This window comes from Actinacidiphila acididurans, assembly GCF_016918855.1.
GTDB classification, from domain to species: Bacteria; Actinomycetota; Actinomycetes; order Streptomycetales; family Streptomycetaceae; genus Actinacidiphila; species Actinacidiphila acididurans.
Window position 1 is genome coordinate 261848 of the sequence record NZ_JADKYB010000004.1, and the last position, 13587, is coordinate 275434.

Annotated in this window: 11 protein-coding genes and 1 pseudogene; 6 read left to right on the forward strand and 6 right to left on the reverse strand. The window is 74.1% G+C overall.

The window, feature by feature from the left end; translation table 11 throughout:
* The first annotated feature begins 191 nt into the window (after nt 1-191).
* From ITX44_RS08945 to ITX44_RS08955, 3 genes are all read left to right on the forward strand, one after another.
* Nucleotides 192-2426, forward strand: a complete 2235-nt coding sequence (locus ITX44_RS08945; RefSeq protein ID WP_236060272.1) for an MMPL family transporter — start codon at nt 192-194, stop codon at nt 2424-2426.
* A gap of 391 nt (nt 2427-2817) precedes the next feature.
* Nucleotides 2818-3645, forward strand: coding sequence for a TetR/AcrR family transcriptional regulator (locus tag ITX44_RS08950; RefSeq protein ID WP_307795177.1), 828 nt, complete (start codon nt 2818-2820; stop codon nt 3643-3645).
* Between the two features lie 293 nt (nt 3646-3938).
* Nucleotides 3939-4835, forward strand: coding sequence for a hypothetical protein (locus ITX44_RS08955; RefSeq protein ID WP_205356532.1), 897 nt, complete (start codon nt 3939-3941; stop codon nt 4833-4835).
* Nucleotides 4836-4896: 61 nt separating this feature from the next.
* On the opposite strand, the gene ITX44_RS08960 is transcribed toward ITX44_RS08955, so the two are convergent.
* Nucleotides 4897-5235, reverse strand: coding sequence for an SCO4848 family membrane protein (locus tag ITX44_RS08960; RefSeq protein ID WP_205356533.1), 339 nt, complete (start codon nt 5233-5235; stop codon nt 4897-4899).
* A gap of 321 nt (nt 5236-5556) precedes the next feature.
* On the opposite strand from ITX44_RS08960, the gene ITX44_RS08965 reads away from it, so the two are divergent.
* The gene (locus tag ITX44_RS08965; RefSeq protein ID WP_236060325.1) at nt 5557-6852 is read left to right on the forward strand and encodes a D-alanyl-D-alanine carboxypeptidase family protein; all 1296 of its coding nucleotides are present in this window, start codon (nt 5557-5559) and stop codon (nt 6850-6852) included.
* A 241-nt stretch (nt 6853-7093) separates the two neighbouring features.
* On the opposite strand, the pseudogene ITX44_RS08970 reads toward ITX44_RS08965, so the two are convergent.
* From ITX44_RS08970 to ITX44_RS08985, 4 genes and pseudogenes are all read right to left on the reverse strand, one after another.
* Nucleotides 7094-7879, reverse strand: a pseudogene (locus ITX44_RS08970) (YihY/virulence factor BrkB family protein); the annotation flags it as partial.
* A gap of 9 nt (nt 7880-7888) precedes the next feature.
* Entirely contained in the window at nt 7889-8323 is a 435-nt protein-coding gene (locus ITX44_RS08975; protein ID WP_307795178.1) for a GtrA family protein, read from the reverse strand.
* A 148-nt stretch (nt 8324-8471) separates the two neighbouring features.
* Nucleotides 8472-9419, reverse strand: a complete 948-nt coding sequence (locus ITX44_RS08980; protein WP_205356535.1) for a decaprenyl-phosphate phosphoribosyltransferase — start codon at nt 9417-9419, stop codon at nt 8472-8474.
* Nucleotides 9412-10257, reverse strand: a complete 846-nt coding sequence (locus tag ITX44_RS08985; RefSeq protein WP_307795179.1) for a phosphatase PAP2 family protein — start codon at nt 10255-10257, stop codon at nt 9412-9414. Before ITX44_RS08985 ends, ITX44_RS08980 begins: the two co-directional genes overlap by 8 nt.
* 290 nt (nt 10258-10547) lie before the next feature.
* Between ITX44_RS08985 and dprE1 the strand changes: the two genes are divergently transcribed.
* Both dprE1 and dprE2 read left to right on the forward strand, forming a co-directional pair.
* Nucleotides 10548-11936, forward strand: coding sequence for a decaprenylphosphoryl-beta-D-ribose oxidase (gene dprE1 / locus ITX44_RS08990; protein WP_205356536.1), 1389 nt, complete (start codon nt 10548-10550; stop codon nt 11934-11936).
* Between the two features lie 127 nt (nt 11937-12063).
* The gene (gene dprE2, locus ITX44_RS08995; protein WP_205356537.1) at nt 12064-12819 is read left to right on the forward strand and encodes a decaprenylphospho-beta-D-erythro-pentofuranosid-2-ulose 2-reductase; all 756 of its coding nucleotides are present in this window, start codon (nt 12064-12066) and stop codon (nt 12817-12819) included.
* A gap of 30 nt (nt 12820-12849) precedes the next feature.
* Here dprE2 and ITX44_RS09000 read toward each other — a convergent pair whose 3' ends face one another.
* Entirely contained in the window at nt 12850-13428 is a 579-nt protein-coding gene (locus tag ITX44_RS09000) for a 2'-5' RNA ligase family protein (RefSeq protein ID WP_205356538.1), read from the reverse strand.
* Between the last annotated feature and the right edge of the window lie 159 nt (nt 13429-13587).

Consider the following 13587-nt stretch of genomic DNA (forward strand, 5'->3'; position numbering starts at 1 on the left):
TCCGGGTTCGGCCGGGCATCCGGGTCCGGCCGGGGTCCGGCGGGGGACCGGATCCCGGAGCGGCCCCGGGGCGGAACTTTGGAGTTCCTTGAGAGATGCCGGATCCGTTTGGAGAGCGGTGCGGCGGCCACCGAGGCTGAAGGAGGAATCAGGTCGGGCGGCTTCGCGCGGACGCGAGCGACGAACAGACGATGGGGGATGTGATCGTGGCCTCACTGGCACGATGGTCTTTCCGGCACAAATGGCTGGTGATCCTGGTATGGGTAGCGGTGCTCGTGGGCGTCGGCGGCGCGGGCAACCAGATCGGTGACGCGTACTCCAACGCGTTCTCGCTGAAGGGCACCGAGTCGACCACGGTGCTCAACCTGATGGACAAGGCGATACCCGCCCGGTCCGGCGAGGCGGACACCGTGGTGTGGCACGTGGACTCCGGTTCCGTGCGGGACGCCTCGGTCCAGCAGCACATCACCCCGATGCTGGCGAAGATCGCGAAGCAGACCGACGTGGGCACGGTCGTCAGCCCGTACGACCCGGCGGGTGCCGCGCAGGTCAGCAAGGACGGGCGCACCGCCTACGCGACCGTGACGTACACCAAGCTCGGCAACGACCTGTCCAACAACCAGGCGCAGTTGCTGATCGACACCGCGCACAGCGCGCGGGCGCCCGGGCTGAAGGTGGAGGTCGGCGGCAACAAGCCGGCGCAGGCCGAGCAGCCGCTGCCGGCCGTGGCCGAGGTCGTGGGCATCGCCGCCGCGGGCGTGGTGCTGTTCCTGGCGCTGGGGTCGCTGTTCGGCATGCTGCTGCCGATCCTGACCGCGCTGTTCGGCGTGGGCATCGGCTCGTCCGCGATCATCCTGCTCAGCCACGGGATGAATGTGGCGGACTTCTCACCGCAACTCGCCAGCCTGGTCGGTATCGGTGTCGGTATCGACTACGCGCTGTTCATCGTGACCCGGCACCGCAAGGGCATCCTGGCCGGGCGCAGTCCGGAGGATGCGGCGGTGGCCGCGCTCAACACCTCCGGGCGGGCGGTGCTGTTCGCCGGTGGCACGGTGTGCATCGCGCTGCTGGGCATGTTCACGCTGCGGCTGACCTTCCTCAACGGTGTCGCGGTGGCCGCGGCGCTCACCGTGATCGTCACGGTCGCCTCGGCCGTCACGCTGCTGCCGGCCATGCTGGGCGTGCTCGGGATGCGGGTGCTCAGCCGCCGCCAGCGCCGCAAGCTCGCCGCCGCGGGTGGGGCGCAGGAGACGAGCGGGAGCGGCCCCGCGGCCCGCTGGTCGTCCTTCGTGCAGCGGCACCCGCGCCCGCTGGCGGCGGTCGCGGTGGTGGTCATGGCGACGCTGGCCATTCCGGCGCTCTCGCTGCGGCTCGGTTCGTCCGACCAGGGCAACAACCCCACGACAACGACCACGCGCAAGGCGTACGACATGCTCGCCGACGGCTTCGGCCCCGGCTTCAACGGCCCGCTGACCATCCTGGCGCAGGCGCCGACCGCCGCCGACAAGGCGGCCGTGACCCGGCTGGTCGGCACGCTGCGGACCACGCCCGGGATCGCGTTCGCGGCGCAGGTGCCGCTGAAGGACGCGGGCGACATCGCGTTCGTCAACGCGGTGCCGACCACCTCGCCGCAGGACAAGGCGACGTCGGACCTGATCGACCACCTGCGCCACGACGTGGTGCCGGCGGCCGAGAAGGGCACCACCATGCGGGCCTACGTCGGCGGCCAGACCGCGATCTTCAAGGACTTCGCCTCGGTGCTGTTCGGCAAACTGCCGCTGTTCATCGGGGTGATCATCGCGCTGGGCTTCGTGCTGCTGCTCTTCGCCTTCCGCAGCCTGGTGGTGCCCCTGACGGCGGCGGTGATGAACCTGGTGGCCGCGGCGGCCTCGTTCGGCGTGCTGGTCGCGGTCTTCCAGTGGGGCTGGGGCGGTTCGCTGGCCGGGCGGGCCGGGCCGATCGACGCCTTCCTGCCGGTGATCATGCTGTCGCTGCTGTTCGGCCTGTCCATGGACTACCAGGTCTTCCTGGTCAGCCGGATGCACGAGGAGTGGGTGCACAGCAAGGACAACGCGCGGGCGGTACGGGTCGGCCTGGCCGAGACCAGCCGGGTGATCAACTCGGCGGCGGTCATCATGATCTGCGTGTTCTTCGCCTTCGTGCTCAGCGGGGAGCGGGTGCTGGCGATGTTCGGCATCGGCCTGGCGGGCGCGGTGGCGCTGGACGCCTTCATCCTGCGCACGGTGCTGGTGCCCTCGCTCATGCACCTGTTCGGCCCGGCCAACTGGTGGCTGCCGTCCTGGCTGGACAAGCGGCTGCCGCACCTGGCGGTCGAGCCGGCCGAGGAGGCGCTGCCCGCCGCCGCGGGTGCCAAGGGCACGGACGGCGACGGGGTGGGCCGCGAGCCCGCCTACACGCGGGACTGACGCTTCGTCGGTCCCACCGAGACCGGGCCCGGTTCCGACCCCCGCGGAACCGGGCCCTCCGCTGTTCTGGGGCGCACAGGAAAGCCCTAGGGTCGTGTCTGACAAATAGCGCCGTCCGCCCGCCAGGGCGGGGCCCGCGGCGTCCGGTGCTCCCCCAGGCTTCGCCCGGGGGTGCCCCCAGATCGCAAGGCGGAGGGTGGGGGCACCGCCCGGGCCGCCAGGCCCAGGGGGAGAGAGCGCAGCGGGCTGCGCCGACGACCGACAACGCAGCGAGCGTGCGTGCGGGGCGTCGCGGGATGGGGGCACCCCCAGCGGTAGCTGGGGGAGGGATTTGTCAGACACGGCCCTAGGCTCGGCGCGTGGGGGATGTGACGGAGGAGAGGGGCACGGCGTGGCCGTACCGGAGCCGGAGCAGACCGGGCCGCAGGGCGACGGCGTACGGGAGGCCGTACCGGAGCCCGGGAGCCGGTCCGAGGACGGCGCCGGGGCCGGTGAGCTGCCCGGGGGGCGGGCGCGGCCCAAGACCGGCAAGAGCGAGCAGACGCGGGCGCTGATCCTGGACACGGCGATGCGGCTGTTCCAGGAGCGCGGGTACGACCGGACGACCATGCGGGCCATCGCGCAGGAGGCCGGGGTCTCGGTCGGGATCGCCTACTACTACTTCGAGTCCAAGGACGTGCTGATCCAGGGCTTCTACGACCGGATCACCCGGGAGCACGCCCGGGACGCGGCCGAACGGATGGAGGGGGTACGGGACTTCGCCGCCCGGCTGGAGATCGCGCTGGCCTCGTGGCTGGACTGCGCCGGCCGGTACCACGCCTTCGGCACGCAGTTCTTCCGTACGGCGGCCGACCCGGACAGCCCGGTCAGCCCGTTCTCCGAGCAGTCCCGGCCGGCCCGGGCCACCGCGGTCGCCCTGTTCGCGGACGTCCTCGCCGGATCGGACCTGGCCCGCAAGCTCGACCCCGAACTGGCCGCCCAGCTCCCCGAACTCCTGTGGCTCCTCCTGATGGCGGTCGTCCTCCACTGGGTCCTCGACCGCACCCCGGACACCACCCGCACCCGCGAACTGGTCCGCCGCTCCACCCCATTGGCCGCCCGCCTGATCTCCATGTCCCGCTACCGCCTCCTGCGCCCCCTGGTCCACGACGTGACCACCCTGTGCCGCGATTTCCTCCTCCCAGCCGCCGCCACCCGCACAGCCACTCGGGGGGCCTGAGCGGTACGCGCCCCTGGCGCCGAACCGGGCGGCGTACGGGGGTCGGCCACGGATCCGCCGGCGGTGCGCCGGGGGTATGGGAGGGGCGTGCGGGGGGCGGGTGGGCGTCTCGGGTGGCGCATTAATGCATGGGCGCGCCGGGCAACGTGCACCCATTGCTGCCAACGTTCACCCAAATGCCGCGTCGCGGGGAATATGGGGTGTCGTTGGAGAGGGTGTGACCAATGGTGAACGCCGCACTCCTCGCTCCGGCCCCGCGGACGCCCGGCCGCGGCAGGTGAGGTGGTCGCGGCATGTATGAACGCGACGAACCGCACGGGCCGCCCACCGTGCAGTTTTCGGGGATCAGGGCGGAGGACGTACCGCTCGTCGGCGCGCCGCCGGACCCGCTGCACGCGACGACGCAACTCGTCGGCGGGCAGTGGGACATCGACGCCGAGTTCGCGCAGCTCTTCCGGCAGCCGGACCCGCTGGACCTCCCGGGGGCCGGGCCGCTGCCCGGACCGCTGGCCGGCCTGATGACCGGGCCCCCGGGCGGGCCGTCACCGGGTCCGGCGCCGGGGGCTGCGGCCGATTACCTGGCAGCGGATCCCATGACCGGGGCGATGGCCGCCCCGGTGCCCGACGCGCTGGCGGACGCGCTGGCCGATCACTTGATGGCGGGGCACGCGGCGCCGCGGCCGGGTCCGGTACGGCCCGCGGTGCACCACCGCAAACGGCGGCCCCGGCGGCTGCGCAAGCTGATCCGCGCCCTGCGGCTGCTGCGCATGCCGTGGAAGTCGCTGGTGAGCTTCCTCTTCGCGTCCGCCACCGCGGCCATCGCCTGTGTGGTGAGCCTGCTGGGCGCGATGGTCTCCTACGACCCGCTGCGGCTGCTCGCGTACCCGACCGCGCACAACCTGGCGTCCTCCTGGCCGATGCTGGTCTACGGGCCCTGGCTCGCCGGCTGTCTCTCGGTCCTGCGCGCGGCGGCCCACCAGCGCCACGTACGGACCGCCTGGGCCGTGGTGACCGCCTTCTCGGCCGTCGCGGTCCTGCTGTGCGTGGCCCAGGCCCCGCACACCCCCACCGCGATGGCCACCGCCGGCCTCCCCCCGGTCGCCGCCCTCGCCTGCTTCCACCTCCTCTACCGCCAGATCACCCTCGTCCACCCCCGCCACGCCAAACTCCCCCGCCAACGCAAACACTGACCCCGCCGCGGGCTGAGGTCGTCGGGACAGCCCCGGCCCGGGCGCCGGGGCCGCACCGTACTCAGCGCCGCAGGGCCGCGGGCGACTCGGGTTCGGCGGCGCCGGCCGCACCGCTGCTCTGCGCGGCCTCGGCGCCGGCGGCGGTACCGGCGGCGGCTTCCCGGCGAAGGGCAAGCAGGCCGCGAATGCCCAGGGCACCGATCACCGTGCCCAGGAGGAAGGAGACGATCGCCAGGGTCAGGTGGATCCAGAAGTAGGCAGTCGGGTGGGAGTGGGAGTGGTGGTGGAAGGCGAGCCCGCTGGTGTCCTTCCAGAGGTTCTTGACGAAAGTGGTCCAGACCATCCAGGACCAGACGCCGAAGGCGAGGAGGAACCAGGAGACACGGCGGCTGAGCTTCATGTGCCCCAGTATGTGCCGGGTACCGAAGCGACCGGCACGCGGGTGGGCCGGAGCGGGGGCGGCGTACGGGCCGTGACCGGCGGGGCGGGAGGGGAAACGGGTGTGCCGATGGTCACCCGTTCGGGAAGAGCCCCGGGTGACCGGATTCATGGGTTCCCCCGATAGGTTCTGCGGGTGCCCACGACTGACCCGACGACCGAGCCCACGCCCGCGCCCATGGCAGCCATGACGCCGGCGACGCCCGCGACGCCCAGGACCGGGCGCAGATTCACGCGGACGGCACGTACCGCGCGCACCGCACGTACCGCTTTGGCCGCCGCCATGGGCGCCGCACTCCTCGGCGGCACCGTGTGCGCCGGGACCGCCTCGGCGGCGCCCGGGCTGGGCGCGGGCCCCAAGACGCCCGTGCCGCCCGCGCAGATGTCGACGGTGGGCGGGGACCGGCTCGGCGCGCCGGGCACCCAGGTGGACTCCGCGCCGGGCGTGCCGCCGCTGCCGCCCAAGCTCACCGCGCGCTCCTGGATCGTGGCCGACGCCGAGACCGGGGCGATCCTGGCCGCGCACAACGCGCACTGGCAGCTCGCCCCGGCCAGCACCCTGAAGATGCTGTTCGCCGACACCGTGCTGCCGAAGTTCCCCAGGACCGAGGTGCACAAGGTCGCCCCCACCGACCTGCAGGGCATGGGCGCGGGCAGCAGCCTGGTCGGCATAAAGGAGAACCTCAGCTACACCGTGCACGACCTGTGGCTGGGCGTGTTCCTGCGGTCGGGCAACGACGCGGTGCACGTGCTGTCCGCCATGAACGGCGGCGTCCCCGCGACGGTCACCGACATGAACGCCGAGGCCCACGAGCTCCAGGCCGACGACACCCACGTGGTCACCCCGGACGGCTACGACGAGCCCGGCCAGGTCAGCAGCGCCTACGACCTGACCCTCTTCGCCCGCGAGGGCCTGCAGAACGCGGACTTCCGGGAGTACTGCTCCACGGCGAGCGCCCAGTTCCCCGGCGACTACAAGAAGGACAAGTCCGGCAAGACCACCAAGGCGCGGGGCTCCTTCGCGATCCAGAACACCAACCGGCTGCTCAGCGGGGACTACGACCTGTCCCGTTACCCCGGCATAGCCGGGGTCAAGAACGGCAACACCACCAACGCCGGCGCCACCTTCACCGGCGTCGCCCAGCGCGGCGGCCGCACCCTGCTGGTGACCGTGATGAACCCCAAGCCGGAGCACGACCTGGTCTACCGCGAGGCCGCCTCGCTGCTGGACTGGGGCTTCAAGGCGGCCCCGACCACCCAGTCGGTGGGCACCCTGGTGCCGCCGCTGAGCAAGCTGCCCAAGGCCACCCCCGCCCCGAGCGCGGGCACCTCGAGCGGCGCCAAGGGCCAGGGCGCGCAGGCCCCGGCCGCGGCCGCCAGCCCCGCCTCCCGGCGGCACGGCATGTGGATCGCGGTGGCCATCTCCGCCGTGACGGCGCTGCTGCTGGGCGCGGTGGTCATGATCGTACGGCGCCGCCGTCCGCTCCCGGGGGCCGTGCCGTCCGGGGGCGGTGCCAGCGGTGGGAGCCGCCGGCGTGGCGGGTCGGGCGGGCGCCGCCGGAAGCTGCCGCGGGTGTAGCGCCGGTCTTCTTCCCGCGACCCGCGCCGGCCCCGGCCCGGTCGCCGCCGGGCTTCTTCCCGTCGCCGGACTTCCGGTCCTCGTCGTCGTCCCCGCCGAACGGCAGATCCGGGCCCTTGCCGCCCACGACGGGCAGGTCGGGCACGGTCAGCGGGCCCTCCTCGGTGCCCTCCGGGGGCGCATGCCGGGGCGTGGCCGTCCAGGCGGCGCAGTACAGCAGCAGTTTGGCCATGAAGTTGAACCACAGCAGCAGTGCGACGGGGGTGCCGAAGGCCCCGTACATGCTCTTGCCGGCCACCTGCTGGAGGTAGCTGCTCATGAGGATCTTCAGCGCCTCGAAGCCGACCGCGCCGATGAGCGAGGCGAGCACCACCGAGTGCCGCGGCGGGTCCACGCCGGGCAGCAGGGTGAGCAGGTAGGTCAGGATCAGGAAGTCGGCGAGGACGGCGAGCAGGAAGCCGACCAGGGTGAGCAGCGCGCGGCCGGGACCGGCGTTGCTGATGCCGGCCTTGTCGGCGGTCCAGTTCACCGCCGCGGTCGCGAAGCCGGAGGCGCCCAGCGAGATCAGGACGGCCGCGCCGAGGCCCAGCAGGATGCCGCCGTCCACGAGCTTGCCGACCACCGGGTTGCGCTCCTGGTCGTCCTTGTGCCACACCGCGCGCAGGCAGTCGCGCACCGAGCCCACCCAGCCGATGCCGGTGAACACCAGCAGCAGACCGGCGACCAGCCCGACCGTGCCGGCGTTGGAGACCAGCCCCTGGATGTCGATCCGGCCGGAGATGCCCGGGATCTGCTCGCTGATCTTGTTCTCGAGCGTGTTGAGCTGGTGCGGTGAGAGCAGCGCCGCGCCGACCGCCGCGGACAGCGCCAGCAGCGGGAAGAGCGCCAGGAAGCTCGTGAACGTCATCGCGGCGGCCAGCCGCGTCCAGTGCACCGTCTGGAGGTGGGCGAAGGCCCGCCAGGCGTGCGTACGCATCAGCCGCGCGATCAGCGGCCCGATCACCGGCAGCCCCGTCAACCAGTCCATGTCGCTCGGTTACCCCCTCCGGGCCCGGACACGCCCGGACCCGGCCGCGTCGCCGCCGGTCGCGGCGCGGAAGACCAGGGTCCGGGTGCCCCAGAACCGCAGCAGCGTGGCCAGCGCCATGCCCACCACGGCGCCGGAGACCACGTCGGCGCGGGCGGAGGCGTATCCGAGGACGTAGTGCGAAAAGCCCAGGCAGAGGAGCTGGACGAGGGCGCCGGCGATGTTCACGGCGAAGAAGACGCCGTACTCGCGGGCGCGGCCGACCGCGGGGGTACGGCCACGGTAGGTGCCCAGGGCGTTGCCGGCGTAGGCGACCGTGCAGCCGGCCAGGAAGGACAGCGCCTTCGCGGTGAGCGGGCCGAGGCCGCCCGGGCCCCGCAGCCAGATGAACAGGCCCAGGTCGGCGGCGTAGGCGGCGGTTCCGGCGAGGGCGAAGCCGAGCACTTCGGAGGCGAGCGGGCGGGCGGGGGCCGGGCGGGGTTTCCGGGTACGGGCAGGGCGGAGGGCGGGGCGCTGCCTCGTCGGCCGGACAGAGCCGGCAGGGCTGACCGGGCGGGGCTTCCCCCGGGCGCGGGCGGGGCGCACGGCCGGCTCAGGTGTCGGCCACGGCGAGGACGTACAGCGCGCCCCACACCAGGCCGATCGCCACCAGCGCACTGTCGCGCAGCACCAGGTCCTCGGGCTCGCCCGCGGAGCCGGAGTCGGCGAAGACCGCGTACCGCAGCACCGCGAGGGTGAACGGCACCATCGACAGTTGCCGCCAGGGCAGCCAGCCGTGCGGCTCGGCGCCGGTCTCCATCGCCCACAGGCAGTACGCCAGGACCGCGACGCCGGCCGCGAGCTGCCAGACGAACCGCAGGTAGCCGGGGGTGTAGCTGCCCAGCAGCGCGCGGGAGGCGCCCAGCGGCGCGCCCGGACCGCGCGGGCGCCGGGTCATCAGCACCAGCTCGCTGTAGCGCTTGGCGGCCACCATGAACAGCGCGCCGAAGCCCGCGGTGACCAGGAACCAGCGGGAGACCGCGATGCCCAGGGCGATCCCGCCGGCCATCGACCGCAGCAGGAACCCGGCGGTCACGATCACCAGGTCGATCACCAGCAGGTGCTTGAGCCACACGCAGTAGGCGAGCTGCATCAGCACGTATCCGGCCAGCAGTACGGCGGTGTCCGGGGTGCAGGTGACGGCGGCGGCCGCCGGGGCGAGCACGGCCAGCACCGCGCCCGCCGCGTACGCCGCCGCGACCGGTACGTGGCCCGCGGCCACCGGACGGTTGCGCTTGACCGGGTGGGCGCGGTCGGCCTCCGCGTCGCGGGCGTCGTTGATCAGGTACACCGCCGCCGAGCAGGCCGTGAAGAGGACGAAGACCACGCCGAGGCGAATCGTTTCTGCGGCGGTCAACAGCTTGGCGGCGGCGAAGGGCGCGGCGAGCACCAGGCCGTTCTTGATCCACTGCCGGGGGCGGGCGGTACGCAGCAGCCCGGCGGCCAGGCTCGCGGCCGGCGCCGCGGGCTCCTCGATGACGACAGTGCTCTGCTCAGCCATGGCCGCCACCTCCCCGGACACGGGTGCCGCCGGCCGGCGCTCCGGGCCCGCGGCCCAGCGCCCAGCCGCGGCCGAGCCGGGCCGCGCCCGCCCCGAGCAGGGCGCCCGCGGCCACGTCCGAGGGGTAGTGGACGCCCGCCACCAGCCGTGACAGGCACACCGCGGCGGCCAGCGGCGCCACCGGGACGCGGGGCGCGAGGGCGCCGAACGCCACGGCGGCGGCAGCGGAGGAGGCGGCGTGCGAGCTGGGGAAGCCGTGCCGGCCGGCGGTCCGGGCCCGCCCGCCGCTGTCGTCGTCGGCGCGGCCGTCGTCGAGTTCCGGGCGCGGGCGTCTGACGATACGTTTCAGCACCATGCTCGCGGCGTGCGCGCCGGCCACCAGCGCGGTCGACCGCAGCCACGCCGTACGCCGCTCCCCCTCCGCCAGGCCGGCCCCCGCCAGCCCCGCGGCCAGCCACATCGCGGCGTGCTCGCCGCCGAGCGACAGCCCGCGGGCGGCCCCCCGGACGTACGGCCGGGCGGCGCCCCAGCGGTGGACCGCGGCCACCATCCGGTGGTCGGGACGCGCCGCAGTGCCCGCGCCGGAGGGCCGGCGGGAATCCCTGGACAGCAGGGGCAGGGCCGGGACGGCGGAGGCGGGCGACGCGGCCGGACCGACGGCGAGCGGCACGGCGTACCGGGGCACGTCGTACTCTCCGTACGCGGCGGATCCGTACTGCTCGCCGTGGTCGGCGTCTGCGTACGGCTCGGCGTCACCGTCGTCCCGTGGCCCGTCCTGCCCCGGCGGCGCGGTGGCCGCGGAGCCGGAGCGGCGGGTGGGCAGGGTCCCCTCGGACATGTCGTACCGCCTCTTTCCGGACGGGCGTAGGGGCTACGGTCTGCGGGGCGTCCCACAGCCGCGGTCGCGCGGGCCGGGGCCGTGAGCGCTGGAGCTGTGAGCGTCGGGGCCGTGGGCGTCGGGGTCCGGCGAACGGGTGTCTCCGGGCCCGCGATCTCCACGAATCGGTGTTTTCCGGACGCGAAGTGCTTACCGTGCGCCCATGGTCATCACGCCCCCGGTGCGCCGTTCCGGTGAGAAAACCCGCATAAACCGCGATGCGTGACTCTTCGGGCGCTACGGTCACGGGTATGTCCGCACCCGCCGCCACGGCCACGTATCTGACCGGCTGGGGCCGCACCGCCCCGACCGCCGCCCGGCTGCTGCGCCCCGGCTCGTACGAGCAGGCGGTCGAGGCCGTGCGGGCGGCGGGTGCCGACAGGGCGCGGGGCGGGCGCGGGGTGATCGCCCGGGGCCTGGGGCGGGCGTACGGCGACGCGGCGCAGAACGCGGGCGGCGCCGTGCTGGACATGACCGGCCTGGACCGCGTCCACGAGATCGACGCGGTGAACGGCGTGGTCACCTGCGACGCGGGCGTGTCGCTGCACCGGCTGATGGAGGTGCTGCTGCCGCTCGGCTGGTTCGTGCCGGTGACCCCCGGCACCCGGTACGTGACGGTCGGCGGCGCCATCGGCGCGGACATCCACGGCAAGAACCACCACGTCGCCGGGTCCTTCGCCCGCCACGTACGGGCGCTCGAACTGCTGACCGGCGACGGCGAGACCCGGCTGGTGACCCCCGAGGCCGAGCCCGAACTGTTCCGGGCGACGGCCGGCGGCATGGGCCTGACCGGGGTGATCCTGGCCGCCACCGTGCAACTCCTGCCGGTGGAGACCTCGTTGATGAGCGTGGACACCGAGCGCGCGACCGACCTGGACGACCTGATGGCCCGGCTGTCTGCGACCGACCACCGCTACCGCTACTCGGTGGCCTGGATCGACCTGCTGGCACGCGGCGCGGCGACCGGCCGCGCGGTGCTCACCCGCGGCGACCACGCGCCCCTGGACGCCCTGCCCGCCCGGGCCCGCGCCACCCCGCTGACCTTCCGCCCGGCCCGGCTGCCGGCCGCCCCCCGCTTCCTGCCCGACGGGCTGCTGACCCCCACGACCGTCGGCCTGTTCAACGAGCTGTGGTACCGCAAGGCGCCCCGCGAGCAGCGCGGCCGGCTGCAGAAGCTGTCCGCCTTCTTCCACCCGCTGGACGCGGTCCCGGACTGGAACCGGATCTACGGGCGCGGCGGCTTCGTCCAGTACCAGTTCGTGGTCGGCCACGGGCAGGAGGAGACGCTGCGCGGGATCGTGACGACGCTGAGCCGGCGCGGCTGCCCGTCCTTCCTGGCGGTGCTCAAACAATTCGGCGAGGGCGACCCCGGCTGGCTGTCCTTCCCCCGGCCCGGCTGGACGCTCGCCCTCGACATCCCCGCCTCGATGCCGGGCCTGGGCCCGCTGCTGGACGAGCTGGACGAACGGGTCGCCGCGGCCGGCGGCCGGATCTACCTGGCCAAGGACGCGCGGCTGCGGCCCGAGACGCTGGCACCGATGTACCCGCGGCTGCCCGACTTCCGGGCACTGCGCGAGCGGTACGACCCCGGCGGCGTGATCGCCTCCGACCTGGCCCGCCGGCTCGGCCTCCAGCGCTGAGGCCTGTCACTGTCCCCGGCTCTGCGCCGCGTGCGGCGAACCGGACGTGAAGGCCCGAAAGGCATGGACGAGAAGACCCGGAAGATCCGTATGAGAAGCCCCGGAAGCCCCGGATGAGGAGACCCGGATGAAGGACGCCTTCGGAGCGCCGCAGTCGCTGCTGATCCTCGGCGGCGGCTCGGAGATCGCGCTGGCCACCGCCCGGCGGCTGGTCGCCCGCCGCACCCGTACCGTCGTGCTGGCCGGCCGGCCCTCCCCCGGCCTGGACGCCGCCGCCGAGCAGTTGCGCGGGCTGGGCGCGGCCGTCACGACGATCGGCTTCGACGCGCTGGACCCCGCCTCCCACGAGGACGTGCTCGGCAAGGTCTTCGCCGAGGGCGACATCGACACGGTGCTGCTCGCCTTCGGCGTCCTCGGCGACCAGGCGCGCGACGAGCGGGAGCCGGGTGCGGCCGTCACCGTGGCCGCCACCAACTACACCGGAGCCGTGTCCGCGGCCCTGGTCTGCGGGGCCGCGCTGCGCCGCCAGGGCCACGGCTCGCTGGTCGTGCTGTCCTCGGTCGCGGGCGAACGGGCCCGGCGCTCCAACTTCGTCTACGGCAGCAGCAAGGCGGGCCTGGACGCCTTCGCCCTCGGCCTCGGCGACGCCCTGCGCCCCGACGGGGTCCACGTCCTGGTCGTCCGCCCCGGCTTCGTCCGTACCCGCATGACCGCCGGCCTGGCCGAACCGCCCTTCACCACCACCCCCGACGCCGTCGCCCGCGCCATCGAGACCGGCCTGCGCCGCCGCGCCCGCCTGCTCTGGGTCCCCGCCCCCCTCCGCTACGTCATGTCCGCCCTCCGCCACCTCCCGCATCCCCTTTTCCGCCGCCTGCCCGTCTGACGCCCTGTCCGCCTGACCGGGGGTCAGTGGTCAGAGGCGGGAGGCCGCGCGCAGGGACTGCTGGTGGGGGAGGGTGGGGGCGGCCGGGGGTTCGTCGTCGAAGAAGTAGTCGCGGGTGCGGCGCCAGACGCCGTCGGGGCCCTGTTCGTAGAGGGCGAAGCCGTGGGCGGTCCAGTCGGCGGCGAAGGCGGCCAGTTCGCGCTGGGCGTGGTCCATGGCGGCCTCGGGGATGCCGTGGGCGACGGTGACATGGGGGTGGTACGGGAACTGGAGCTCGCGGGCGACCGGGCCGGAGCGGACGCGTTCCTGGAGCTGGAAGCAGGCCGGGCCGCCCTCGGTCACCCGGACGTAGACCACCGGGGTGAGCGGGCGAAAGGTGTCGGTGCCGTGCAGCCGCATCGGGAAGGACCGGCCGGCCGCGGCGACCCGGGCCAAGTGGCGGCGGAAGTCCGGGAGTTCGTCGCGGGCCACCTCGGTGGGCGGCAGCAGCGTGACGTGGGTGGGGATGGCGTACGCGGCGGGATCACCGAAGGACGCGCGGGCCTCCTGGAGGAGCCGGCCGTACGGCTCCGGGACCGCGAGGGACACGCCGATCGTCGTGACCTCCACCGCGTACACCCCTTTCCCCGGTCGCGAATGCGGCCCCGCGAGCGGGGCCCCTGTCAGTGTCGCGCGTAACGGGGCGTACCGGACAGCGGCGTCCGTCACAGTGGACGTGCCCCTCGATCCTCTCCCCCGTTCGCCCGCGTGGAGCCGCAGTGCTCGGTG

Bases quoted from the DNA above. Each gene is read 5' to 3' on its own strand.
- dprE1 (WP_205356536.1), top strand. From the start codon at position 10,548: ATGTCCGCACCCGCCGCCACGGCCACGTATCTGACCGGCTGGGGCCGC.
- ITX44_RS08980 (WP_205356535.1), bottom strand. From the start codon at position 9,419: ATGGCTGAGCAGAGCACTGTCGTCATCGAGGAGCCCGCGGCGCCGGCC.
- ITX44_RS08985 (WP_307795179.1), bottom strand. From the start codon at position 10,257: ATGTCCGAGGGGACCCTGCCCACCCGCCGCTCCGGCTCCGCGGCCACC.
- dprE2 (WP_205356537.1), top strand. From the start codon at position 12,064: ATGAAGGACGCCTTCGGAGCGCCGCAGTCGCTGCTGATCCTCGGCGGC.
- ITX44_RS08960 (WP_205356533.1), bottom strand. From the start codon at position 5,235: ATGAAGCTCAGCCGCCGTGTCTCCTGGTTCCTCCTCGCCTTCGGCGTC.
- ITX44_RS08965 (WP_236060325.1), top strand. From the start codon at position 5,557: ATGGGCGCCGCACTCCTCGGCGGCACCGTGTGCGCCGGGACCGCCTCG.
- ITX44_RS08955 (WP_205356532.1), top strand. From the start codon at position 3,939: ATGTATGAACGCGACGAACCGCACGGGCCGCCCACCGTGCAGTTTTCG.
- ITX44_RS08945 (WP_236060272.1), top strand. From the start codon at position 192: ATGGGGGATGTGATCGTGGCCTCACTGGCACGATGGTCTTTCCGGCAC.